General features: G+C 36.1%; 31 protein-coding genes, 1 tRNA gene and 2 pseudogenes. 19 read left to right on the top strand and 15 right to left on the bottom strand.

Annotated features, from left to right (window positions below):
• Nucleotides 1-71 precede the first annotated feature (71 nt).
• The gene (pdeM, locus tag BMW39_RS04530; RefSeq protein ID WP_034979745.1) at nt 72-716 is read left to right on the top strand and encodes a ligase-associated DNA damage response endonuclease PdeM; all 645 of its coding nucleotides are present in this window, start codon (nt 72-74) and stop codon (nt 714-716) included.
• Here pdeM and BMW39_RS04525 read toward each other — a convergent pair.
• From BMW39_RS04525 to BMW39_RS04505, 5 genes are all read right to left on the bottom strand, one after another.
• A complete protein-coding gene (locus tag BMW39_RS04525) occupies nt 713-973 on the bottom strand; it encodes a SemiSWEET transporter (protein WP_034979807.1) in 261 nt (86 codons plus the stop codon). The two genes, pdeM and BMW39_RS04525, sit on opposite strands and share 4 nt — an antisense overlap.
• Nucleotides 974-1,060: 87 nt before the next feature.
• Entirely contained in the window at nt 1,061-1,255 is a 195-nt protein-coding gene (locus BMW39_RS04520; protein WP_028123823.1) for a cold-shock protein, read from the bottom strand.
• 35 nt (nt 1,256-1,290) lie between these two features.
• Nucleotides 1,291-1,713, bottom strand: coding sequence for a cold-shock protein (locus BMW39_RS04515; RefSeq protein ID WP_034967718.1), 423 nt, complete (start codon nt 1,711-1,713; stop codon nt 1,291-1,293).
• 374 nt (nt 1,714-2,087) lie between these two features.
• Nucleotides 2,088-3,596 (bottom strand): acyl-CoA dehydrogenase family protein, encoded by a 1,509-nt coding sequence (locus BMW39_RS04510; protein WP_034979747.1) that lies wholly within the window; start codon nt 3,594-3,596, stop codon nt 2,088-2,090.
• Between the two features lie 451 nt (nt 3,597-4,047).
• Nucleotides 4,048-4,608, bottom strand: coding sequence for a helix-turn-helix domain-containing protein (locus BMW39_RS04505; RefSeq protein WP_221406061.1), 561 nt, complete (start codon nt 4,606-4,608; stop codon nt 4,048-4,050).
• 315 nt (nt 4,609-4,923) lie between these two features.
• Between BMW39_RS04505 and BMW39_RS04500 the strand changes: the two genes are divergently transcribed.
• The 7 genes from BMW39_RS04500 to BMW39_RS04470 all read left to right on the top strand — a co-directional run bounded on the left by BMW39_RS04500 (nt 4,924) and on the right by BMW39_RS04470 (nt 9,184).
• Nucleotides 4,924-5,520, top strand: coding sequence for a YciE/YciF ferroxidase family protein (locus BMW39_RS04500; protein ID WP_034979751.1), 597 nt, complete (start codon nt 4,924-4,926; stop codon nt 5,518-5,520).
• Between the two features lie 57 nt (nt 5,521-5,577).
• Nucleotides 5,578-6,192 (top strand): hypothetical protein, encoded by a 615-nt coding sequence (locus tag BMW39_RS04495; protein WP_051880096.1) that lies wholly within the window; start codon nt 5,578-5,580, stop codon nt 6,190-6,192.
• A 67-nt stretch (nt 6,193-6,259) separates the two neighbouring features.
• A complete protein-coding gene (gene crcB / locus BMW39_RS04490; RefSeq protein ID WP_034979754.1) occupies nt 6,260-6,625 on the top strand; it encodes a fluoride efflux transporter CrcB in 366 nt (121 codons plus the stop codon).
• 112 nt (nt 6,626-6,737) lie between these two features.
• Nucleotides 6,738-6,825 (top strand) — tRNA-Ser (locus BMW39_RS04485).
• Between the two features lie 250 nt (nt 6,826-7,075).
• Nucleotides 7,076-8,287: a site-specific integrase gene (locus BMW39_RS04480; RefSeq protein ID WP_034979757.1), complete on the top strand. Its 1,212-nt coding sequence runs from the start codon at nt 7,076-7,078 to the stop codon at nt 8,285-8,287.
• Nucleotides 8,288-8,539: 252 nt separating this feature from the next.
• Entirely contained in the window at nt 8,540-8,800 is a 261-nt protein-coding gene (locus BMW39_RS04475; RefSeq protein ID WP_034979760.1) for a helix-turn-helix domain-containing protein, read from the top strand.
• A 60-nt stretch (nt 8,801-8,860) separates the two neighbouring features.
• Nucleotides 8,861-9,184 (top strand): hypothetical protein, encoded by a 324-nt coding sequence (locus BMW39_RS04470; protein WP_175459324.1) that lies wholly within the window; start codon nt 8,861-8,863, stop codon nt 9,182-9,184.
• A gap of 134 nt (nt 9,185-9,318) precedes the next feature.
• Here the strand turns inward: BMW39_RS04470 and BMW39_RS04465 are convergent, their stop codons facing one another.
• Nucleotides 9,319-9,636, bottom strand: a complete 318-nt coding sequence (locus BMW39_RS04465) for a winged helix-turn-helix transcriptional regulator (RefSeq protein ID WP_221406062.1) — start codon at nt 9,634-9,636, stop codon at nt 9,319-9,321.
• Nucleotides 9,637-9,779: 143 nt separating this feature from the next.
• Between BMW39_RS04465 and BMW39_RS04460 the strand changes: the two genes are divergently transcribed.
• From BMW39_RS04460 to BMW39_RS04445, 4 genes are all read left to right on the top strand, one after another.
• Complete coding sequence (locus BMW39_RS04460) at nt 9,780-10,523, top strand: SDR family oxidoreductase (RefSeq protein ID WP_034979764.1); 744 nt, start codon at nt 9,780-9,782, stop codon at nt 10,521-10,523.
• 254 nt (nt 10,524-10,777) lie between these two features.
• Entirely contained in the window at nt 10,778-11,680 is a 903-nt protein-coding gene (locus BMW39_RS04455) for an NmrA family NAD(P)-binding protein (protein ID WP_034979767.1), read from the top strand.
• Nucleotides 11,681-11,723: 43 nt separating this feature from the next.
• On the top strand, nt 11,724-12,635 hold the full coding sequence (locus BMW39_RS04450; protein WP_034979769.1) for a helix-turn-helix domain-containing protein: 912 nt from the start codon (nt 11,724-11,726) through the stop codon (nt 12,633-12,635).
• Between the two features lie 433 nt (nt 12,636-13,068).
• The gene (locus BMW39_RS04445; protein WP_034979773.1) at nt 13,069-13,377 is read left to right on the top strand and encodes a putative quinol monooxygenase; all 309 of its coding nucleotides are present in this window, start codon (nt 13,069-13,071) and stop codon (nt 13,375-13,377) included.
• A gap of 292 nt (nt 13,378-13,669) precedes the next feature.
• On the opposite strand, the pseudogene BMW39_RS19470 reads toward BMW39_RS04445, so the two are convergent.
• The 4 genes and pseudogenes from BMW39_RS19470 to BMW39_RS04430 form a co-directional block, all read right to left on the bottom strand.
• A pseudogene (locus BMW39_RS19470) lies at nt 13,670-14,059 on the bottom strand (Crp/Fnr family transcriptional regulator); the annotation flags it as partial.
• Nucleotides 14,060-14,077: 18 nt separating this feature from the next.
• Nucleotides 14,078-14,248, bottom strand: coding sequence for a hypothetical protein (locus BMW39_RS19465; RefSeq protein WP_165569361.1), 171 nt, complete (start codon nt 14,246-14,248; stop codon nt 14,078-14,080).
• A gap of 206 nt (nt 14,249-14,454) precedes the next feature.
• The gene (locus tag BMW39_RS04435; protein WP_034977713.1) at nt 14,455-14,934 is read right to left on the bottom strand and encodes a MarR family winged helix-turn-helix transcriptional regulator; all 480 of its coding nucleotides are present in this window, start codon (nt 14,932-14,934) and stop codon (nt 14,455-14,457) included.
• A gap of 1 nt (nt 14,935) precedes the next feature.
• Nucleotides 14,936-15,424 (bottom strand): GNAT family N-acetyltransferase, encoded by a 489-nt coding sequence (locus tag BMW39_RS04430; RefSeq protein WP_034977711.1) that lies wholly within the window; start codon nt 15,422-15,424, stop codon nt 14,936-14,938.
• 258 nt (nt 15,425-15,682) lie between these two features.
• Between BMW39_RS04430 and BMW39_RS04425 the strand changes: the two genes are divergently transcribed.
• The 3 genes from BMW39_RS04425 to BMW39_RS04415 all read left to right on the top strand — a co-directional run bounded on the left by BMW39_RS04425 (nt 15,683) and on the right by BMW39_RS04415 (nt 18,319).
• Entirely contained in the window at nt 15,683-16,240 is a 558-nt protein-coding gene (locus BMW39_RS04425; RefSeq protein ID WP_034977709.1) for a TetR/AcrR family transcriptional regulator, read from the top strand.
• A 94-nt stretch (nt 16,241-16,334) separates the two neighbouring features.
• Complete coding sequence (locus tag BMW39_RS04420; RefSeq protein ID WP_165569360.1) at nt 16,335-17,249, top strand: alpha/beta fold hydrolase; 915 nt, start codon at nt 16,335-16,337, stop codon at nt 17,247-17,249.
• 56 nt (nt 17,250-17,305) lie between these two features.
• Nucleotides 17,306-18,319: an NAD(P)/FAD-dependent oxidoreductase gene (locus BMW39_RS04415; protein WP_311316408.1), complete on the top strand. Its 1,014-nt coding sequence runs from the start codon at nt 17,306-17,308 to the stop codon at nt 18,317-18,319.
• Nucleotides 18,320-18,464: 145 nt separating this feature from the next.
• Here the strand turns inward: BMW39_RS04415 and BMW39_RS04410 are convergent, their stop codons facing one another.
• Nucleotides 18,465-18,890, bottom strand: coding sequence for a nuclear transport factor 2 family protein (locus tag BMW39_RS04410; RefSeq protein WP_034977703.1), 426 nt, complete (start codon nt 18,888-18,890; stop codon nt 18,465-18,467).
• Nucleotides 18,891-19,011: 121 nt separating this feature from the next.
• Between BMW39_RS04410 and BMW39_RS04405 the strand changes: the two genes are divergently transcribed.
• The 3 genes from BMW39_RS04405 (at nt 19,012) to BMW39_RS19585 (ending at nt 20,011) form a co-directional block, all read left to right on the top strand.
• Nucleotides 19,012-19,371, top strand: coding sequence for a winged helix-turn-helix transcriptional regulator (locus tag BMW39_RS04405; protein ID WP_034977701.1), 360 nt, complete (start codon nt 19,012-19,014; stop codon nt 19,369-19,371).
• Between the two features lie 239 nt (nt 19,372-19,610).
• On the top strand, nt 19,611-19,745 hold the full coding sequence (locus BMW39_RS19590; protein WP_260262217.1) for a hypothetical protein: 135 nt from the start codon (nt 19,611-19,613) through the stop codon (nt 19,743-19,745).
• 140 nt (nt 19,746-19,885) lie between these two features.
• Nucleotides 19,886-20,011 (top strand): hypothetical protein, encoded by a 126-nt coding sequence (locus BMW39_RS19585; protein WP_260262216.1) that lies wholly within the window; start codon nt 19,886-19,888, stop codon nt 20,009-20,011.
• Nucleotides 20,012-20,248: 237 nt separating this feature from the next.
• Here BMW39_RS19585 and BMW39_RS04400 read toward each other — a convergent pair whose 3' ends face one another.
• The 3 genes from BMW39_RS04400 to BMW39_RS19710 all read right to left on the bottom strand — a co-directional run bounded on the left by BMW39_RS04400 (nt 20,249) and on the right by BMW39_RS19710 (nt 22,399).
• Entirely contained in the window at nt 20,249-21,103 is an 855-nt protein-coding gene (locus BMW39_RS04400) for a nucleotidyl transferase AbiEii/AbiGii toxin family protein (RefSeq protein WP_034977698.1), read from the bottom strand.
• Nucleotides 21,100-21,621 (bottom strand): type IV toxin-antitoxin system AbiEi family antitoxin domain-containing protein, encoded by a 522-nt coding sequence (locus tag BMW39_RS04395; RefSeq protein ID WP_221406045.1) that lies wholly within the window; start codon nt 21,619-21,621, stop codon nt 21,100-21,102. Before BMW39_RS04395 ends, BMW39_RS04400 begins: the two co-directional genes overlap by 4 nt.
• 490 nt (nt 21,622-22,111) lie before the next feature.
• The gene (locus BMW39_RS19710; protein WP_375600495.1) at nt 22,112-22,399 is read right to left on the bottom strand and encodes a PAS domain-containing protein; all 288 of its coding nucleotides are present in this window, start codon (nt 22,397-22,399) and stop codon (nt 22,112-22,114) included.
• Between the two features lie 43 nt (nt 22,400-22,442).
• On the opposite strand from BMW39_RS19710, the pseudogene BMW39_RS04380 reads away from it, so the two are divergent.
• Nucleotides 22,443-22,889 (top strand): annotated as a pseudogene (locus BMW39_RS04380) (DNA polymerase III subunit alpha); the annotation flags it as partial.
• Nucleotides 22,890-23,080: 191 nt separating this feature from the next.
• On the opposite strand, the gene BMW39_RS04375 reads toward BMW39_RS04380, so the two are convergent.
• On the bottom strand, nt 23,081-23,434 hold the full coding sequence (locus BMW39_RS04375) for a winged helix-turn-helix transcriptional regulator (RefSeq protein WP_051880016.1): 354 nt from the start codon (nt 23,432-23,434) through the stop codon (nt 23,081-23,083).
• Between the last annotated feature and the right edge of the window lie 20 nt (nt 23,435-23,454).

Here is a 23,454-nt window from a genome sequence, read left to right as displayed (position 1 = left end):
TCCAAAGGAATTTCAACGTTGCCGATATTAAAAAAATTAAGTTATTGCAGAATGAAAAATGATAAATTTAAATGAATATAGCGACTAAAGATATTACGATACATAACGAAATTTTTACCTTAACTAATCAACGCGCGCTATACTGGGAAAAAGAAAAAGCCTTAATTTTTTCAGATTTACATATCGGAAAAACCGCTCATTTCCGTAAAAACGGAATTGCTTTGGCCAATCATATTATGAAAAATGATTTGGAGCGTTTATCTATTTTAATTGAAAATTTCCAGCCCGATAGATTTATTATCGTTGGCGATTTGTTGCACGCAGGAAATAATTCTGATGTAGATGAATTTTGCGCGTGGCAAAATCAATATCCAGAGATTAAGTTCTGTCTCGTAGAAGGCAATCACGACAGGATTTCGAAAACCTTGGAAAAGAAATTATGTTTGGATTCGAGAAGTGCTTCTTTGGAAATTGATGACATTGCTTTTGTCCACGACTTTGACCGGTCAAATCCAAAATTTCAGATTACGGGACATATTCATCCGGGTTTTGTTATTAATTCTCCTGTAAAAAGAATAAAACTCCCCTGTTTCGCCCAGACTTCAAAACAATTATTGTTACCTGCCTTCAGCGAATTTACGGGATTGGACACGAAAAACATTCCCAAGAAAGGAAGTTACTTTGTCTTCACCGATTCTGAAATTTATGTAATTTAATCTTTATTTTTGAAGATTAGACAACACGTCAACAAGGTCAAATTGACCAAGACTGAAAATCCATTAGACAAAATAATCGGTAATTCGTCTTTCAAGATTCCGTACCAGACCCAAAGTGAAAGTCCGGAAATCAGGACCAAGAGCATCATTACCGAAATGTCTTCTACGTTTTTTTCCCTAATGACTTTGATGAGTTGTGGCATCATTGCGACCGATGTCAGGATACCTGCGATAATTCCGAGTAAGTTTTCGTCCATAATGGTCATCAATCCAAAATAAAGCCAAAAAAAATAAGCTCTAAAATTAATTAGAGCTTATCATTTTCAATGGAAAAACTTTTATGCTTACGCAAGTTTTACATTAACTGCGTTTAATCCTTTTTGTCCTTTTTGTACTTCAAAAGTTACTTTGTCATTCTCACGAATGTTTCTGCTAACTAGACCTGATGAATGTACAAAGATGTCGTCTCCTCCAGCTGATGGAGAAATGAATCCGAAACCTTTTGTTTCGTTGAAAAATTTTACTGTGCCTTCTTGCATTGTAATGGTATTAAAAAATTGTTGTTATAAATTATCTATTTGATAAGTTGAATGTTGATAGCGGAGTAACCTTTTGGCGACCTCTCTTTTTCGAAAGAGACCTTGTTTCCTTTTTTCACCAAGTGCACACAATTGTTGCTATGGAAGAAAACGTTTTCTTTGTTACCATCCTCTGTGATAAAACCGTAACCTTTCTCGCTAAAGAATGTTACAATTCCTGTTTTTACAGCTTCTTCGGCTTCAATAGGCGCTGCACCTAATTGGATGTCATCCAAATTAACTTCTAATCTTTCCTCTGGAGGTGTAGAAGTAAGTCTGCCATAAGCATCTACGTACATGAACTCTGACTCTTTTCCTTTGTCATTGTTGTTTTTACGGTCTTCACGACGTATTGCCTTTTCTTTTTGTTTTGCGATTTTTTTCTTAAAATTTTCTTTTTTGGAGAAAGAATCTGCCATAAATTATTCTAGTGTTATATTAATATTTTTGTTGTGATGATAACTCCTTTCCACCAGAGCTATGGTTTTTTTTATAATTTTAAAATCGAGGTCAACAACATATTCAATTTTATAATTAAAATTTGAAGTTTGGTACTGTAAGCGAAAACTGGGAGGGAGTAAAATTGGTATTCTAAACTGTGACAGAAAAAGCAAGGCAGAAACCTCTGTTTGTAAATTATAATGCAAATATACAACATTAATATGACACAAACACTATTTTAATTAATTGATTTTCAAATTAATATTAAATCCAAAGATTATTGAGAATCTATTAATAAAAAAATGACCTCAAAACGTTTAGCCTTGAGGTCATTATATTTTAATTATTGAAATTACGCAAATGCCATCCAATCACTGTTTCCTAAATCTTCTAAAGCAGAGATGTTTTGATGATTTTGCAAGGATGCCGACAACATTACAATCTCCTGTCTCACCATTTCGATAGAGTTATCTGTCAATTGCTGGCTGAAACCTTCGTTATTCAATTCCAAAAGGTCATTGACGGTTACAACTCTTGCGATAATTTTACCAAGATCGATCATTTTTCTTTGAGAGATCGGACTTCCAATCGTAAAATCAAATTCCTTCTTATAAAGTTTTGAAGCGTTGGCAGTCAACTCGTTGATGGCAAGATAATCTCCCAAGTTATCAGTTTTCTTCTTCTTCATATCTTTCAAGATGCCTTCTGAGATCTGCGTGTACAGCATTTCGTTGGAACCTTCGAAGATTTGGAACGGACGGCTGTCCATAATGCCACGTCCACCGATATGGCTCAATCTGTAACCTTTCCCGCCAGAAAGCTGAACCAACATCTGTGCAGAATCTTGCATCATATCCGTCACCAACGCTTTCATACTGTTGGCGTGAACGCCGCTTCCTGAAACGTCATTTTCAATTCCGCTCACTTTGCAACTTTTCGCACACATTGCTGAACAAAGCGTGAAATAAGACTGCATTTTCGCCAATTGGAACTGAACTTGGTCCAAAGCAAAAAGATTGGAAGTTCCAACGATTCTTTCTTTGCAATGTGTGGTTGCCTCGTCCATCATTCTTTTTAGGAATCCCATTCCCATTCCTGGAAATTGGAATCTGCTTCTGTGAAGTACGTCCAGCATCAATTTTAATCCGGTAGATTCTGGGATCAATTTATTTTCCTGAGGAAGTTTGACATCTACTTTATTAAGACCGTAAGGAATCATATATAATCCCGCATTGTCATAATATTCTAGAACCTCGATATTTTGATTTGGCTTGTGCGTGTCTGCGATGAAGAAATCTACATCTCTTCCCAGATTGCCTTCTGCATTGGCGTTTCTGGAAGTGATCAACCAGTAATTGGCCAATCCTGTAAGACCTTGCCAGTGTTTTGTTCCTTTTACGTGATATTCGTTATCGATCAATTGATTTTGAGTTCTCATGCTCAAGGCATCACTTCCGTAATCTGGCTCGGTGATCATCAAACCACCCATTGCGCCATAATCTAAGAAATGTTTGAAGATATCACCCTTGATGATCTCATTCCCATATTTTGCCAAAGGCTCCAGGAAAAGTGCAATGTTGATCCCGAATGTCAATGACAAAGGCAAAGACTCATATGAAGCAGCGGACAAAATGCCAAGACACTCCTTCACCTTCACACCTCTCCCACCGAATTCTTTGGGAATAGCAACAGATAACGGTTTCAAATTGAAGATCTCTTTCCAAACATTGGGCGGCAAACCTCGCGAAAGGCTGAGCTGGTCAATATTTTCTTTTTGAAAAAGTGATGAGATAGAAGTTTTGAAACGTTCCAGAAATTCTGAGTAAGAATCTGTAGGTAAATCTAATGCTAGTGCATTCATATAGTGTGAGAGATAAAATGCCGTAAGCCATTAATTACAGCAAAAATTTTAAGGTGAGGCGAATGGCGATTGAATCAATAAAATAATCCAGCAGCTTCACAATTATAAATAATAAAACAAAGGTAAGATAATTAATTGGTTCATACTACTTTGATCATCTTATGTTGAGATTTCTATTGATATTACAAACAATTGATGCAAAAAGTAAAAGAACAGGAAGCCGAAGCTGCTGTTCTTTATATTAAAACCTGCGAAAAGATATTCTCTCCTCTTCGATCTTAAGTCAGTGATCTTATGATAACTGAGTCTTGGTTACCATTCATCATCGTGTGTTTTTTAGCGGTCAATGAAACTCTAGTTGATATGATTATCACAATGACAAATTTCGGTTAAACATATTCTAACATTATTACAGTATTCCTAAATATAATTACATATATCACACTTTTTTTTACAGATCTTCCAGATTATCCAGGCGTTTCTGATTAAGTTGTTTGTAATAAGACGGTGAAAATCCAGTGACCTTTTTGAACTGGTTGGATAGGTGCGCGACGCTGCTGTAATTGAGCTTATAGGATATCTCGGTCAAATTCAGTTCATTATACAAAAGCAGCTCTTTTATCTTTTCAATTTTATTGATGATGATAAATTGCTGAAGTGTAATGCCTTTGACCTCAGAGAACGTGTTGGCAAGATAAGTATAATCATAACCCAGCTTTTCGCTGATGTGATCTGAGAAATTCTCTTTTGGAAGTTCATTGTAATGGTGGATCATTTCGGTGACGACGTTCTTTATCTTTTCGGTCAAGATGCTCTTTTTGTCGTCTAATAATTCCAGGCCAGATTTCAGCAGATTGATTTTCAATTCTTCTCTTATCTCCAAACTCAGGTCTTCGGGAATTTCCACCAATCCAAGATCTACGATAGCATTTGTAATATTTAATTTTTCCAGTTCCTGATGGACCATCATTTTGCACCTGAGACTTACCATGTACTTTATATATAATTTCATCTCTGGTGTTTTGTGCTGACAATCAAATATTTAATATTAATTTTCATCAAAGTTAGAATTTAAATCGATGCATGTACATTTTTTTTACAAATAAAAATAATATTGAAAAAAGTCAACAGCTCCGTGAGCATATTCTAAACATCATTATTAGAAAGGCTTAAAAATGAATAAAAAATTCTATTAATGATAATCTTATAATTAAAAATATAACGAAACCAGTGAATTTGTAAATAATTAAAAATCAAATAATTAAATTTAGCAACTATTGGCATACATGTTGAAAGTAAGACATCACAAATCAAAAACAAACATATTATGGCAACTAAAACTGCACCAGCTGCAAAAAGTACAGCGAAGAAAAAAACGGTAACAAAAAGCACAACTTCCAAAGCGGCAACAACAAAGAAAACACCTGCCAAAAAGGATGCAGCCAAAAAGCTGGAAGACCTTTTCGAAGATAGCTTGAAGGATATCTATTGGGCAGAAAAAGCATTAGTAAAAGCATTACCGAAAATGCATAAAAATGCAACGGATGCAAAACTGAAAAATGCGATCAGCGACCATCTTGAGCAAACCAAAAATCAAGTCAAAAGATTGGAAGATTGCTTCGCAGCACTCGGTAAAAAAGCAGTTGCAAAAAAATGTGACGCCATGCAAGGTCTATTGGACGAGGGAACAAGCATCATCGAAGAAACTGAGCCAGGAAGCGTGAGAGATGCAGGGATCATCGCAGCTTCTCAGAAAGTGGAGCATTACGAAATTGCCACTTACGGCACATTGGCAGCATTCGCAAAAGTTTTGAAAGAAAAAAAATGCCTGAAAAATTTACTGGAAACACTAGAAGAAGAGAAAGGCTGCGACGAATTGCTAACAAGCATCGCCGATACCAATCTGAATTCTAAAGCGAAATAACATCATAAAATTCTGGCTCGCCCAGAATTTTTTTTATTTAAAATCGAAACTAAAGCCATGAAACCAAAACTAATTCCAGGCATTCCAGAGCAAACGCACGGCAGCTTTCATGATTCCGAAAGCCGAAAGATATTTGACAATTCTGAATCCACAAAACTTGCCTATGAAGAATTGAAAAAGAGATTTTTAAACATCAACGACTGGAAAAACTATTGCAAAAAAAAGTCAGCAGATTTTAAACTATTTGATTCTTCCGGCAATCATATCAATGACAATCCGAAAGTTAACAACCTCATCAGGATAAGGATTCCCGGACCTGGAAATCCCGAATCAAACGGCTATGACTGGGTAAAGATCACAAAAATAACCGACCAAGACCTTGCTGTGGGCGAAGAAGAAAGTCTCACGATGATCTGCGAACCGACGACCATTCCAGGACAAGATAGCAACAGGCATATTGCACATTTCTATTCCAAAGATTCAACTTCTAATTTTAGGATCACGAGAGGTTCAAAATTTATAAAAATTGGAATCTACGGCCGAAACGAAACGCCCAACATGGAGACCAAATTTACTGGCAAGATCAGAAATCTATTGATTGGCGCTGGCGGCATGTTCGGAATGTCCAAAACGCAATGGAAGGTTTTTGCTGATGAGATCGTAAACTTATAAATAATCATTTAAGCACATTATTACCAATCTTTGTCATTTTAATTTTCAGTTTTCATAATTTAGCCTAATGAGAAATTTTATCTATATTTTCTTGGGCGGCGGTTTGGGAAGCGTCATGCGTTTTTTGATATCAAATTATACACAGAAGTTGTGGCATATCAATGCTTTTCCGATGGGAACCTTTGTGGTGAACATTTCCGGTTGCTTTCTGATTGGCATTTTGTCGGCTTATTTTCTAAAAATTGACAGTTCACTCAAATATCTTTTGATCACTGGAATCTGTGGCGGTTACACTACTTTCTCCACATTTTCGGCTGAGAACTTCTCGCTTTGGCAAAATGGCAACTACAGTATTTTGATTTTATATGCGCTATTGAGTCTTTTAGTAGGATTACTCATGGTTTTTTTAGGCTTTCAAATGGTGAAGAATTAATTTTTCCCTTTGATAACGAAAGATTTAAACTTTTTTCGTAAAAATAATTTGGTCATAAAGTAAAAGCGTTTTATATTTGCACCACTGAAAACGACAATGTCGTAGCAAGTTTGGAGAGATGGCAGAGTGGTCGATTGCGATAGTCTTGAAAACTATTGACTGTAACAGGTCCGGGGGTTCGAATCCCTCTCTCTCCGCCAGGTGAGACACCAAAATAAGCTGAAACGCTGTAAACATCGAGGTTTACAGCGTTTTTTGTTTTACGCCGGTATCAAAAATAATCAAGATAGGTCACGAATTATAAGACCTATTCCGTGACCCATTCTTAAATTTTTAAAATGGGTCATGGAAAACTGAAGGAAACCCGACCAATAGGCAATCTAACGGTTGTACATCTTGCAAAAAGTGGTAACAAAAATTAAATTATCAAACATTTAAAGTTGCCATATCATGAACAGAACATTCAATCTTTTATTCTTTGTAAAAAAGGGTAAAATCAGAACAAACGGAACCGCTCCCATCTACTTGCGTATAACTATCGATGGCAAAGCAGCGGATATCACAGCCAAAAGATATATTGACCCAAAGAAATGGGATAATAAGGCACACAAAGCAGTAGGTAATTCCTTAGAGGCGAAAACACTGAACAGCTATCTCAAAACTCTCGAACAAAAGGTTTACGATTCTCATTACCTGATGCTGAAAGAAGAAGACCTTGTTACATCAGAAAGTTTAAAATCTAAACTGCTTGGAACCGATGTTTCCAAACGAATGCTCATTCCTATTTTTCAAGACCACAATGATAAAGTGGAAGCGCTTGTAGGTCAGGATTTTGCGCCCGGAACATTGGAAAGGCACAAGACATCTTTGAAACATACACAGGAATTCATTAACTGGAAATACAAGATGTCTGATATTGACATTACCAAGATCGACCATGCTTTCATAATGGATTATGACTTCTGGCTTCGCAGTGTGCGTAAATGTGCAAACAATACAGCGGTAAAGTATATCAAGAATTTCAAAAAGATCATTCGTTTATGTATGGCGAATGGCTGGCTCTCTAAAGATCCTTTTCTAGGCTACAAGGCAAAGCTTAAAGTAGTTGATCGTGCATATCTTACCAAGGAAGAAATCCAGACGATCTCTGAAAAGGAATTTGCATCCGACAGATTGAGGCAAGTAAGTGATATTTTCCTTTTCAGCTGCTATACCGGACTGGCATATGTGGATGTAAAGAAATTATCGAGATCCCACATCAATGTAGGAATAGACGGTGACAAATGGATATTCACCAATCGTCAAAAGACCGATACTTCAACTAGAGTTCCCTTACTACCTCTCGCAGAGCGGTTGATCTCAAAATACGATGACCATCCCGAATGCGTAAATAAAAACATCCTATTTCCTGTCCTAAGCAATCAGAAAATGAATTCCTATCTCAAGGAGATCGCAAATATCTGTGGAATTAATAAGGAGTTGACATTTCATATTGCCAGACATACGTTCGCAACCACTGTCACGCTGTCCAATGGCGTCCCTATAGAAACAGTGAGCAAGATGCTCGGCCATACCAACATAAAGACCACTCAGCATTACGCGAAGATCCTGGATAAGAAAGTAAGCGAGGATATGTCGATACTGAAAGATCAATTTAAATAGGTGATAGGAAGATATTTCACCCTTCTTTGGATAACGACGGATATTGATATCGTTCATCTTTCAAAAGAAAAACAAATCCACCAATTGGAACCTTGATCAGATGCAGCTACGACAGCAGGTGCCATATCGTACGACAAACTTTCAATGTGACCTTTTCAGATCCAATAGATCTACTTTTACAAAGGTCCTCCAGCTTAAAATTTTAAATGGTAGATCATTACAAATATTAAATCAATCACAAAAAAATCAATTATGGAATTAAACATCATCACAAAAGAAGACCTCCAGGAATTCAAGATAGAGTTGTTGGCTGAGATCAAAGACCTTTTCAATAATAAAGCCAAAGATACAAGGTCATGGCTGCGATCTTCAGAAGTCAGGGAACTCCTGAAGATCTCACCTGGCACATTGCAGAATCTTCGTATAAATGGCACATTATCCTATACCAGGGTCGGAGGTACACTATATTACAAATATGAGGATATAGAGACCGTCCTTAATAACAAAATATAAGGATGTAACCCTATCAGAATATTCCCCAACTTACTTAGTAAAACCATAAAAAGCAAACAAATGTATTACATCAAACACTTGACAGGCTTCTTTCAAAAGGTATCCCAAGACAAGATGCTCAAACCTACACATATCAGTCTTTATATTGCACTATTCCAATACTGGAACTTCAGCCGCTTCAGAAATCCCATCAACATCTCGCGAGATGAGCTGATGACGATCAGTAAGATAAATTCAAGGGCAACCTATCATAAATGCCTGAAGAATCTGCACGCCTCAGGCTATATTGATTATCGACCTTCTTACGACCCCTTCACAGGAAGTAAGGTATTTATGCTTGACCTTACGGTAGAAAAGCCAAATCCCAAGCAGGCGGTCAAATAAATGACCAAAATCAACATGTAATCCTTTTATAAAATTAATTCATTTATGATTTAAAGCAACTCAAATAAAAAATAATGCTACCATCACATGGTGGTTATATAAATTAAATAAAAAATCTCAGAAAATGATGATCATTACTCTCCCTGCTTACCAGTTATCATTTTGCGATGCTCTATTCCCCAATCTGCTAGATTATTTATAATAGTTTTCAACGATAGACCATATTTTGTAAGTTCATATTGAACTGTAATTGGCTGAGTATCCAAAACAGTCCGTGTAACAAGTTTGTTGATTTCCAATTCCTTCAATTCTTTGCTTAGCATTCTGTTAGAAATTCCTTTTACATCGTTTAAGATATCAGAAAATCTTCTTTTGTTATAATAGCAAATAGAAGATAAAATAGATATTTTCCATTTACCATTCAGGACATCCATCGCATCGTGTACTGCCATAATTTCTCTTTTGTGTTCTGCTACTGCTTTTGTTCCGATCATAATGTTATCTGGTTACTCAAATGTTACTGTTACTTTACGTTACAAAGTTACTGAAATTAATTACTTCCTCGTAAATTTGCAGCATAAATAATTTTTTTACTATGAATTTTGAAAATAAAAATATTGTAATAACCGGGGGAACTACTGGAATTGGATTAGCAACAGCAAAAGCTTTTATCAATGCAGGAGCACAAGTATGGATCACTGGTCGAAGTGCAAGCAATTTAGAAAAAGCTGCTACGGAGATCAATAATCCTAATTTAAAAACAGTGATCTCGGACACGTCAAAAATCAGCGAGATCGCAATCTTGGAAAAAACAATCGCTGAAACAGGAAATAAATTGGATGTGTTATTTTTAAATGCCGGGATCGGAAAATTTGAGCCGATAGCAGAAGTTACCGAAGAGAATTTTGATGCACAGTTTAACACCAATGTTAAGGGAAATTTCTTTACCCTACAAAAACTAATCCCTCATTTAGCTGACGGAGCATCAGTTGTTTTAACATCCTCTACAGTAGCTACGGCTGCAAATGCTGGCGCAATTGTATATTCAGCTACAAAAGCTGCGATCAATAAAATTGCACACGTTGCTGCAAACGAATTAGCAAGCAGAAAGATACGTGTTAACATAGTGAGTCCTGGCTCAACGGAAACGCCTGGATTGAATAGTGTAGTTTCCCCAGAAATCAAAGACTATTTTGCAAGTGTTACAGCATTGCAAAGATTGGGTCGCCCGGAAGAGATTGCGCAAACCGTGCTGTTTCTGGCATCTGATTCTGCAAGTTTTATCACTGGTACCGAGATCGTGGCCGATGGTGGTTACCTCAACTACCTCTTAAAATAATCTTCAGATTTTAAAGCATTAAAATGGGAGAAGCGGCAAATGCCACTTCTCCTTTTTTTAGTTGTATAGTTAACCTTTCATTTGTGAGTGAACTTATTTTGCGATTCAGATCAAATTATCTAGCTATCTAACATTGAATAGATATTTCCATTCAAATTTAGAAAAATTGCCCCATTTATGTTAATCAATTCCCTGATTCTGTTATTTCTATTTCCTGTGGTTGCCGCAATTTTGTATTCATAAATATAAGTACAATGAATATCGTATTAACAGGTTCTTTAGGGAACATAGGAAAACCACTTACAAAATTATTGGTAGCAAAAGGGCATCAGGTAACACTCATCAGCAGTAAAACTGAAAGAAAAGCTGAAATACAAAAATTGGGCGCTTGGCCTGCTATTGGAACTATTCAGGACGTTAAGTTTTTAACGGAAACTTTTCAGGGTGCCGACGCGGTCTATTTGATGGAAGCTTGGGAAGGAATTGGAAGTATCTTCGATAAGGATATTGACTTCTTAAAACAATTCAAAAAAATAGCTGCAAATTATGTGCATGCTATTCAAAGTTCCGGAGTAAAAAATATCATCCACCTAAGCAGTGTTGGTGCCCATTCGGAGCAAGGTACAGGAAGCCTTCTCGTACATCACAATGTAGAAAATATTTTGCGGACATTACCAGAAGGTTTTTCCATAAAATTTATTCGCCCCGTAGGTTTCTTCAGCAATACCTACAGATGGATGCCAATGATAAAATCTCAGGGAGCTATTATCCAAAGTTATGGCGGCAGCATAAAAGAACCCTGGGTCTCTCCTCAAGATATAGCAACAACCATTGCAGATGAAATGGAAAGACCTTTTGCTGGTAGAACGATACAGTATGTCGCAAGTGATGAAGTTTCGCCGGACGAAATTGCAGATGCTTTAGGAAAAGCGATCGGAAATACAGATCTACAGTGGAGAACGATCCCGGCAGAAGAATTGCGTAATCAGATGCTTTCTGCAGGAGTCAATGAATGGATTGTACAAGGTATGATAGCGATGCAGAAAGCACAGGCTGATGGAAGTCTGTATCAAGATTTCTACTTGAACAAACCCAAGCTAGGCGTGATAAAACTTAATGATTTTGCGAAAGAATTCGCAGAAGTATACAACCAATAAATAATTTAGCTAAACGCTAGCCTGAAATATAAAATTGGCCATTATGAAAGATACAAAGAACAAATTCCATAAGTTCAGTTCGCTGTCCGAGTTTCATCATAAATTTGGTTTGACAAAACCTGAACATCCTTTAATCAGTTTTATTTCCTTAGAAGAAATGTCGATGCCTGAGGATATTCTGCCCGACTTTATGGTAATGGAATTTTATAAGATAGCGTATAAAGATACTATTGGGAGCGCAAAATATGGACAGAGTCATTATGATTTCGGTGAAGGCGGGATGGTTTTTACAGCTCCCGGACAGCTATTTGAAAAACCTAAAAACAATAAAAGCAAAGGTTATATTTTGCTTATACATCCTGACTTTTTATTGTCCTATCCTTTGGCCAAAAAAGTAAAGCTATATAATTATTTTACATACGCTACAGACGAAGCATTGCATCTTTCCGAAAAAGAAAAGGTAACAATATTCTCTGTATTTAATATCATTAAAGAGGAGCTGGATAGCAGGATTGATAATTTCAGTCACGATGTGTTAATTTCACAAATTGACCTTTTGCTTACTTATTGCGAACGATTTTATAAAAGACAATTTATTACGGAAAAAGCTTTGAATAACGGTCTCATTCAACAGTTTGAGGATATATTAAATCAATATTTTAATAATGAACAGGCTATTCAGAAAGGCTTACCCTCTGTTCAGTATATCGCAGAGCAACTGAATGTATCAGCCAACTATTTAAGTGATATGCTCCGGTCGTTAACGGGATCGAATACCCAACAACACATCCACAATAAACTCATTGAGCTAGCAAAAGAGATATTGTCGACAACAGATCTATCAGTCGCTGAAATTGCCTATCAGTTGGGTTTTGAATATCCGCAGTCATTCAGCAGACTATTTAAAACCAAAACCTCTATGACTCCGGCCCAATTCAGGCAATCATTTAATTGACAGATTCAGAAATAAAATCAAAAGGCGATCCAGGTTAAAAATTAAATCCTAAATCGCCTTTTCATTTTTTAACACCTCAGTTTTCTCGATGCATTGCACAATATGTGTTGCTTTGTCTGCGTGGAATAGGCCTGATAATCGCTTTCAATAAATATGGGAACCGTCTTGTCTCATTGAAGCGGAGGAATGCTGAAACGGAAATTTTTCACTTTCCGCCCAACGCATACATTACATCGGATATGACTCTTACATGTTCATCACACTTGCTGGTCAGGAGTTTATCACCTTACATATGTTACCTAGTTATCCGAATGTTACAGTTACTTTTTGATACTTTGTTACAAATTTAAACAATTGAGTTGTAAATTTGCAAAGGAAATAATATGATTCTGGAAGGAATTTATTATAAAATTAAATTTTAAGCCCTAAAAAAATGGAACAATTTACATTAGCGATCAAGTTTACTGCAAAACCTGACAATTACGAACAATTTAAAAAAGCCCTTGCGGACCTTTTTGAAACGGTGAGTCAGCAGGAAAATTTCGTTCACGCCACTATTCATCAGAATATTCAAAAAGCCGAAGAATTTTTTGTTTATGAGGTATGGAATGAAGATATTGAGCATTTTATGAATGTTACCCTCAAGCAACCTTACGTTCTGGAATGGGAACAGTTGTTATTGGATTTGGAAATACAACGTGAACCATCGGTCTACCAGTCTTTTGCAAAATTTAAAAAATAAAAAAAAGCGTCTCAAAAAATATCTTTGAGACGCTTTTTTTTAATGTGAGATCACTGTTGGAATAAATTATCTGACTTTCAAATAATATGATAAAGAAATTAAATGCCTTCGATAGATCAATTACTAAGGCATGAGATGCGTCTAAATTGATATAGTCTGAATGGAATTATATTTTGACTCGTACGAAGATGTTCAAACGTTTCACATTTCCTGCGCGCTTCCATAACAAAATACTGATAGACGTTTTAGTATCATTTAAACTTTACAAAATATAACTAGTACTATCAATTTATCATGATACTGCCTGCTCTATTTTTTTTTTGAGACTTCTGTTCAAACTTTGAACGGAGACTCTAAGATACGCTGCAAGATCGTCTTTAGACAAATTCATATTTTGTGTAGATTGCAGTCTTAAAAGCCTACGAACACTATGGTCTAAAGTATATAATTGCTGAAACGAGGATTTGTTGGAAGTATTAAACAGACGCTCGGCAAAAATATCTAGTAACAGCTCATTCAATTTGATACTATTTACTAACAGATCCCGAAAAAAGGGAATTGAAAATGCATATACGGATACATTATTCATCGCTTCTACACTACATAGACATGGCAGATCCTTAATACATTCGATCTCTCCCAAAATTTGCCCCTGGCCCAAAAATTCCAGGATATATTGTTTGCCATTTTCCTCGCTAACCTAACATTTAGTGATCCCATCTTTTATAAGGAATACTTTTAGCGCCTGATCATTTTGAACTAGGATCGTTTCACCTGACTCATACTCTTTTGGGGTCAAGTCTTCTTTTCTTTCCTGAGCTTGATACAATTTCTCTGTGAATTCCAGGAATGACTGATTGATACGTAACATTTTAGGCTAGCGGGACAAGAAATGAAGATCAACAATTAGAAGTTAACCTTGGACCGTTCTATTATTTTATAGACGAAAAAGACTAGATAATTTATTGAAAGTCCAAAAGGCAAATTCTGTTTTTTTTCGTATTCGTAATCACAAAAATAATAGAATTTTTAAAGGGTCATTTCCTGATTAGAAAACAAGAGCTCATTTTTCTGCCATCATTTAGAATTCTTCTGTTTCAATGCTCTCTGGTAGAAAGTTTGATCGTTAATTTTTGCTTCAACTTCTTCAATAGCTTTTAAAAGGTGATTTCCATTATCTGAGATCTCCTCCAATACACTTGATATCAATTCCCAAACAGGTTGGATCTGGCCAACTAATCCAATACCTTTTGTCGTAAGTAGCACCAGGCGTCTTCGCTCATCCAGCTTATCTTTCTTTGAGGTGACCAAACCTTTTTTCTCTAATTCTTTAAGCATACTGATAGTTGATGGATGGGTATATCCAATCTCACCAGCTATCTGAACCACACTTAGAAATTCTTTCTGAGCTAATACAAAGATGATAGGAAACCATTTTGGTTCGAACTCGATGTCGAAGCTTTTATAGATAAGTGCACCATCTCTACGCAATTGATCACTTAGTCTTTGCAATCTTGTGGATAGTGCAAGAACACCAGCTTCATTGATAACATTCATTCTATTTTAATTTAAGTGAATAGAAAACATCATCTGCGCCCATTATGGGGAATCTGTCGGGAAGCTTGACTTTCTCAATTTTCCCAAAACCGTTGCGCTCGTAGAATCGTTGAGCAGCTTTAAGGACAGAGACGGTTCCTAATAAAACATTTTCGATATTGTTCCTTCTACATTGATCAATGAGAACATTAAACAAATTTTGCGCGATATTCAATTCTTTACCTCGAAATTCCTTCTTCACGAACATCTTTCTGATAGCACCAGAATTTTCATCGAACTTGATCAGTGCGATCGTGCCAACCAATTGGTCACGTACAAAAGCTCCAAAGAAATTTCCTCCTTTGGCAAAGTAAAAGTCTTCAATTGCTAAAAGATCTGGCTGATCTTCTATAGAGATCGATATATTGAACTCATTCTGCTGGATATTCAAAATGAGGTCTGTGACCTGTTGGATGTAGCTATCATCCAGTTCTATAATTGTTAAGTTCATAATAAATCAATTTAATGTACAAAACTACGTAGTTAAATACATAATAAAAAATATATTCTCTTTTTTATCAATATAAAGCAATTGAATGTGCTATAATGACTCTCAAATATTGACCATCATCTCATAAGTAGATTGATGAATAAATATACGATTCAGTTCTAGACTTACCATCCTGTGTAAAACATAAAAAAAAACTTTCAATATCAAATTTGTCTCATTTATGAGACATTAATCTTTTTTTTATTAGCTTTGCAGAGTATGACCACACTAACAAAAGATCGTATTATAGAAGCTGCCATTTCAGTTTTTAATCAGGACCATTCTGCACCACTTCAAAAAGTAGCGGACAGAGCGGGTATCACTAGACGTACCTTGCATCGCTATTTCAAAGATAGAGAAGAACTTGTGGCGATCTGCGAACTTGAGATGGAGATCAGTTGTAAGAAAGCTATGATCTCTGCTATAAAGAGTTCTGATGATGCTTTTACACGTTTGAAAAATATCTTGTTCGCAGGTGTTGATTGTGGCGCTAAATATTCTTTTTTTTATAAACTTCACCAAGAAGAAGGCTATTATCATAATGCAAACGATAAGGATTGTTCAGACTATGATTATATATTCCAAAGTTTCAGATCCACCATCCAACAGCTACAGGACAAAAATGTTGTCAATAAAAGTATGACCGTCAAGTGGATCCAGCATCTACATGCAGGAATTATTAATTCCAGCGTTAATGCGTCGAGTTCTGGTGAATTGGATCAGAAGACCATCAAAGATCTAGCATGGCAATCATTTATAAAAGGAATTAGCAGCTAAAAAAAATTTGACCACAAATGTCTCAAAATTGAGACATTTATTTATATTTTAATTTATCATGAAAAAGAACCAATTTAAAATTTTAGCATTTCTAATGCTCCTTTTATTTTTCTCAACAACAAATTTTGCCCAATCAAGTGCAGAAAAAGATATTGAAGATCATATTGCGAAGTTGGATGATCAACAGATCCATTATTTGAAATTAGGTTCAGGTCCAAAAACCTTGGTCCTGCTACACGGATGGCCAGAAACTTCATTGATGTGGAAACAAATGATGCCAAAACTTTTAGGCAACAACGAATATACCATTATCACACCTGATCTGAGAGGAATTAATGGCTCTTCTATTCCCACTGCCGAATTTGACAAAGCAACTTTAGCAAAGGATGTACATAAACTCATTCAGTACTTAAAGCTAAAAAATGTCATCATCATCGGTCATGATATCGGCGGAATGGTCACTTATGCCTATGCGAGGCTCTATCCAAAAGAGATCCTTGGCTTTGCCATTCTTGATGTTCCTTTACCGGGATTGGGAACGTGGGACCAGTTGATGACCACTGAACACGTCTGGCATTTTAGACTCCACGATCAAAAACCACTGGCAGAGGAACTGGTTCTTGGAAAGCAGGATATTTATTTCCGATATTTCATCCGTGGTCATTCTGCCAGCCCCGATGCGGTGGCGGATACGTCTATTAATTCATATGCCAACTCCTATAGTACCTACGCAAGTTTAAATGCGGGATTCGAATGGTATAGGGCGTTTGGAGAAGATGTGTCTTTTAATCGATCCCACAAAGAAAAAATAAATGTTCCACTGCTTTTGGTTGGAGCAGAATTTAGCATGAAAGAATCTCTGACCATAACAAAAGATAGCTTACAAAGTTTTGGAATAACGAATATAAGAACTGCGGTTGTGGACAAAGCAGGCCATTATATTGTGGAAGAGAAAGCAGAGGAAACGTTCAAGATAATTTCTAAATTCATTTCAGAGGTAGCACGTTGATCTCAGGTCCAATGCACCACTCCGCTTCAACTGTAAATTAATACAAAACGATTATTTTGAGCACAAGAAGAACATTTATCAAAAAAGGAAGCCTAGGATTGGCAGCTCTAGTGTTCCCATATTCCTCACTATCATTTGAACAATACATAACAATGGAAAGCAATAAAAATTTTGATGTGATCATAGTAGGTGGCAGTTATGCAGGTCTTTCTGCGGCGATGGCCCTTGGAAGATCTTTACGAAATGTACTGATCATCGATTCAGGTGATCCTTGCAACAAACAAACTCCCCATTCACACAACTTCATCACCAATGATGGAAAAGCACCTTCTGCAATATCGAACAAAGCAAAAATGGAGGTGCTAAAATACCCAACAGTACAATTTCTAAATGACGATGCTATTGATGGTATTAAAACAGATATGGGTTTTGAAATAACTACCAGGTCAAAGAAAAAATTCAGTGCAAGAAAGATCATCTTCGCGACAGGAATTAAAGATACAATTCCTAAAATAGAAGGATTTGAAGAGTGTTGGGGCATCTCGGTAATCCATTGTCCTTATTGCCACGGATACGAGGTCCGTAAAGTTAAAACCGGCATTCTGGCCAATGGTGATGGAGCTTTCGAAATCGCCAAACTCATATCCAACTGGACCGATGACCTTACCATCTTCACCAATGGAAGATCAGAACTTACTAATATCCAAATAAAACTGCTTGCCAAGAAAAATATTTCTATCAATGAACATACGATAGGTAAGATCGAACATACAGAAGGTTACATTTCAAGACTCACATTTGACAATGGCGATTCTACTCCACTTAAAGCATTGTATGCACGTGTATCATTTACACAAAAAAGTGAGATCCCTAGAGAACTGGGTTGTGAAATAACGGATCAAGGTTATTTAAATGTTGATATGTTCCAGAAAACTTCTATTCCAGGAGTTTATGCTTGCGGAGACAATACCACATTTATGAGGTCAGTTGCCCAAGCGGTCTATGCCGGTGGGGTTACGGGATCTGCGGCCAACATGGAAATGATACATGAACAATGGACCGGTTTATAAGTTATTGGCCGAACTTAGAAGTAAAATAAATTTTAATCTGATCACAGATCAACCCTTTTGCCAAACAGAGAGATTGCAATATCAAAAAAGACACTTACAGTAATGTAAATGTCTTTTTTGATGGATAGAACCATTAGATCATTATTTAGACAAAAGCGTCTATGATCCAGGTTGGATTCCAATATTCTTTAAAGTTAGAGATCTTGTCTCCATTCATCGTAATACGGGCGATGAATATTTGATCGTACGTTTTACCTGTCGAAGTTACCAAAGCACTGCCGTTGAACTCAACAAAAAACACATTAGGATCAGACGTTGCACTGAATTCAAAATCGGTAAAGTTCCAGTCGGTAGCACCTTTTACTACATTCTCGATATACGATGCAATGGCATCACGGCCCTCTATCTTTGTTGAAAAAGGTGCAGGTGCATATGGGTATTCCTGTACTGCATCTTCTGTAAATAAATTGGCATAGTCTTCTCTGCTCATGCCTGTTGTGAACATTGAAAGATGTTTGTAAAATATGTTCTCAGCATTGATCTTGTTTTCCTCATTAACAATTGTTGTCATATGTTCTATTTTTTAAAGATTTTATTTTATTGAACTCTTTTTTCGTGTGTACAAAGCTAGCGGGAAATTCATTAATTTTGTCTTGTGTTACATTTAGGATACTGGTTACAAAAAGGATATCATGACAAGAAAAACCCAATGTTTAATACCGGCAACTGACCGGGAATGTAAAATAGCCATGCTTACACTTCAGGATACACTACATGTTGTAGGCGGTAAATGGAAACTGGTCCTTATCTCAATATTGAGGGCTGGCAAATTAAAGTTCAGAGAGCTATCGAGAGAAGCCGGGATATCATCTCGTATATTATCAAAGGAACTAAAAGAAATGGAAATGAATGGTTTGGTAACACGCACCGTATGCGACACGAACCCAATAACAGTTGAGTATGAACTGACTCCCTATAGTGATACACTATCTGAATTGATCACCGTAATGCATGCATGGGGCAAACAACACCGCGAAAAGATCAAAGGATAGAATAAAAAAAATTATGTCTGTTTTCATAAATATTACCATGATCATGCTGTTTGAATGATACAGTATCTGTTTTGAACCGAACAATTTTTCAGGCAGACCTCAAGATAACTTTGCATTATCAAAAAGATCATTATGATTACAGATTACAAAATTTGAATCTATCAACGATTCATCAACTAAAGAATTAGAATTACTTTTTAATAACTGTTTCAGGAACAGCGCAAGAAAAAGTTTTTATTGTGTATGAAATTCTATCTGTAAAAGAATATTCCACAGTTTATTATGTTGTTGAGAAATGCTATTTGGAAGAAGATTTGAAAAATCATTCAGAATTAGTTGCGGAGAAAGGTTATGCGACACAGGCAGTCCATTAATTAAAAGATGAGATCAATCCTGTTATTCAAAAAATTTAAATTAATAAAATGAAAACAGTATTAATTACAGGTAGGTCTTCAGGAATTGGAAGAGACTCTGTCTTAAAATTTCAAAAAGAAGGTGGAACGTGATCGCAACGATGCGTACCACTGACAATGAGGCAGAATTAAATCAATTGAAAAACATTCTAAATGTAGATTTGGATGTTCAAAAGCCGGAAACCATCAAGAATGCGGTCGAATCAGTTGAAAAAAAATCCGGTTAGTCCGATGCGGTCGTTAACAATGCAGAAGCAGCAGTATTAGGAATTAAATTGCAAATATTACAAGTTAAATCCTTAATTAGTGATTGTCAATCCCGTTCTTTTTTTGGCTCTAAGGAATTAGATCAGCAATAAAGGTCCTATAAGATATGCTCCTCTTGGTCATAAACTAATACAGTATCTGTAGAAGACTTTATTGATGATGATCTACAAAATACGAGGTGTACCAAAGTGGTAAAATTATTCTTTTATTTTTAGCATTTTAACCAGATCTAAAAAATACTGTTTAGACCAAATATCCAATATTTTTGGATTATGGATAAATCTTTCTACATCTCTCTTAGCTATTTCGACATTCAGATTTTCGATTCGCTCTGTCAGCATCACTGTGAATTCTGTTTCAGAAATAGTTTCTCTTCCCCAATCAGAACTGTCTTTTGCTCTTGATAAGAAATGCTGAAGATTCAAATTAACGCCTTTTCTAATATACCATTCCAGATCATACCAGTCACGACCTTTAACATTATTTCCCCACTTTCTGAAAAGTAAAGCGTGCATTTTACCTGCAAATAGATCCTCTAGCACAAAACATTTCACATAAAACGAATATGGTTTTAAAAGCAATTTTTCTTCTGTCTCAAAACCTAAAGGTGGTTTTGTATCTACTTCAATTTTTATTTTTAATCCGATATTTTGTTTGATACCTAGTCCTGGAACCGAAGTTTCCAAAATGAGTTCTCCCCAAAAGGTCTCTGACTTCAAGAACGCACATTCTATGGCGGAAACAACCGATTTATGTTTTGTTTTGATGGTGACAACCATACCTTGAGCCAAAAATTCATCCTCAATGAACTTGAGATAATACTCTAGATCGAAATTTTCATCTTCTTGCAACAAAGAAAAGTCCAGATCCTCCGAGAATCGATCAAGTCCATAAAAAATCTGCAAAGCAGTGCCTCCGTAAAAAGCAGCTTTTGAAAAAAAACCACCACGGGATAATCCTGCCAGTGCCAATTGTTGCATTATTTCACGCAATGCCTGTTTGTAATCATCGGCAGTTTTGGGTTTATATTCTGCTATCCAATCTTGTATCATAAATTTTCTATAGTTTTTATAACATTCAACAAAGATTCTTTTTTAGGAGCAAATTCCAACCAAGTTCTCATTTCTTTGGTATTGAATATCTTCAATTGCTCATCATCCATTCTTAGATTTTCGAACAAAAACTTTTGAGCAGAGATCTCACTTCTAATGATGATGCCAGGTGTTGTAATAACTTTGTCCATCAAGGCTTTTTCTCCAGTTGCCATCAAACAAAATTGCCCATCTCTGATAGAAATTCTTTTAATTCCAAATGAATAATATGGTGTTGGAATTTTGATATATTCGAAGTTACCGAGTGAGTTTGAGAATTTTTTTGACGTTTTGAACGTCATTGAACTTACTGAAAAAACACGTTCCGGAATCAATCCGTAAAATGACAATGCCGATTCTACTGAAATGTAACTTGGCGTGTAAAGAATATTTGCAATACTGAAGTTCTCGGGTAAAGAATCACTATTCCAAACGTACAGACCTTTTTTCAATGAGATTAGTTTTTCTTCATTTATCAAGGAATGAATTTTATCATTCGGTCTCTTATACCCCTGCAAAAGGCTTATCAACACCTGATGAGGAATCGGGTGTGCACTATATTTTCGGATTAAGACTTCAATACTCACAGTACAAATGTAAAAATAAAAACAGATAATCGGAAATAAATCGATTATCTATTTAATATTTCACATTGCAAGTTTGTTTTTACATTATTTTTACCTATCTAATAGATGTCAATATAATTATCGTATTCTGAGATTATTTAATAATGATTTTTAAAGATAAAATCCTTGCGAAAACACAACGTAAACTTATCACAAAATTTGCAATTGCGAGGCATTTTTAGAAGCACCAATGATATTTCCGCCTTCATCGATAACCGGGAAAACCGTCAACGAAAGGGGCACTAATTTCCCTTTTTTCGTTTTACGAACCGTTTGAAAGTGGTCAACCTTTGTACCTCTGCTAACTTCTCCAATAATGTATGTTTCTTCATCTAACCTGTCATCAGGAATAAATGAGCGAAATATGTTGACCAATTGCCTGCTCCTCTGCAAAGCCAAACAAACGCTCCGCTGCTGGATTCCAGCTGGTAACAATTCCCTGTAACATTTTACTGATGATGGCATCATCTGATGCAGCAACAATGGATGCAAGCATAACCTGTTTTTCCCGAGCTTTTTTCCGTTCCGAGATATCACGTGATATTTTTGATGCTCCAATAACTTTCCCGTCTCCATCTAGGATCGGAGATATGTTGAGTGACAAGGAAATAAATTTGCCATCCCTGGAAATTCTGACAGTTTCAAAATTTTCAACTTTTTCTCCAGCTATTATCCGAGGTCACGTATTGGTAAAAGACTTGCTCAAATATCATAAGAGACAAGTTAAAATGTTAGCCTATCTAATTTCAAGAAAGCACGTTCCAATTAAAAGCAAAAACCAACCCGGTAAAAAGGACGATATGTATTTCGGGACTTGGATCGATGCCGAGGGAGAATATTTTGATACGGCCCATTTTCCTGACAGTCTGAGAAAGTTTCCTTTTAAGGAAGGGGGAATTTATTTGTTATTAGGTACTGTAGAGGTCGATTATCATTTTCCGACGGTCACCATTACAAAGATGGCGAAGATGCCATTGGTTGCAGATCCCCGATATTCTATGGATCAGCATAAAGCCCGTGAGATGGAGAGAAGCCTACGGGAGGATGTAAGTATGACCTCGCGTGATCCGTATCCGCAAGAACACGAAATTGGCTTGCCAAGAAAAAAGAAGATCGATTAAAGTTCAAAATTCTTGTTCATTAAAATGCATTTTTGAATGTAATTTGTTGCATAAGTACCAAAGTTTATCATACGATACTATTTATTCCTACCATCGATAAAAGAGTTTAAATACAATGAAGGGACTATAAAATTAATCACTTTTGATAAACTACTTTGTTCCTATGGACCGGTCTCTAAACTTCATTCGCTTCAGGTAATTTCTTTTCTGTGAGATTTACCCCATTCCAACATTTTTTCTATAATTGGATATAGCGACTCACTGTAGTCTGTTAGCTCATACTCTACCATTTTTGGAAAATCCGGATCTTCCGATCTTTTCACAAGATTATTGAGTTCCATAAATTTTAATTCTTTTGAGAGCATCGTGAAGGTGATCTTGGGAATGCTTCGGGCGATTTCCCGATATCGTCGATTGCCATTGTAGAGGGATATTATAATTGACAATCTCCATTTCCCATGCAAAACATATAGTGTGTCCTCGACATATTTAATATCGATCTGATCTTTAACAGTACATATATGAGAAGTGCTTTCCTGTTTCATCTGCTATACTTTTGAATAGC

Source organism: Epilithonimonas lactis (assembly GCF_900110605.1).
GTDB classification, from domain to species: Bacteria; Bacteroidota; Bacteroidia; order Flavobacteriales; family Weeksellaceae; genus Epilithonimonas; species Epilithonimonas lactis.
The sequence above is the reverse complement of the archived record's forward strand: the minus strand, read 5'-3'. Positions and strand labels throughout refer to the sequence as shown.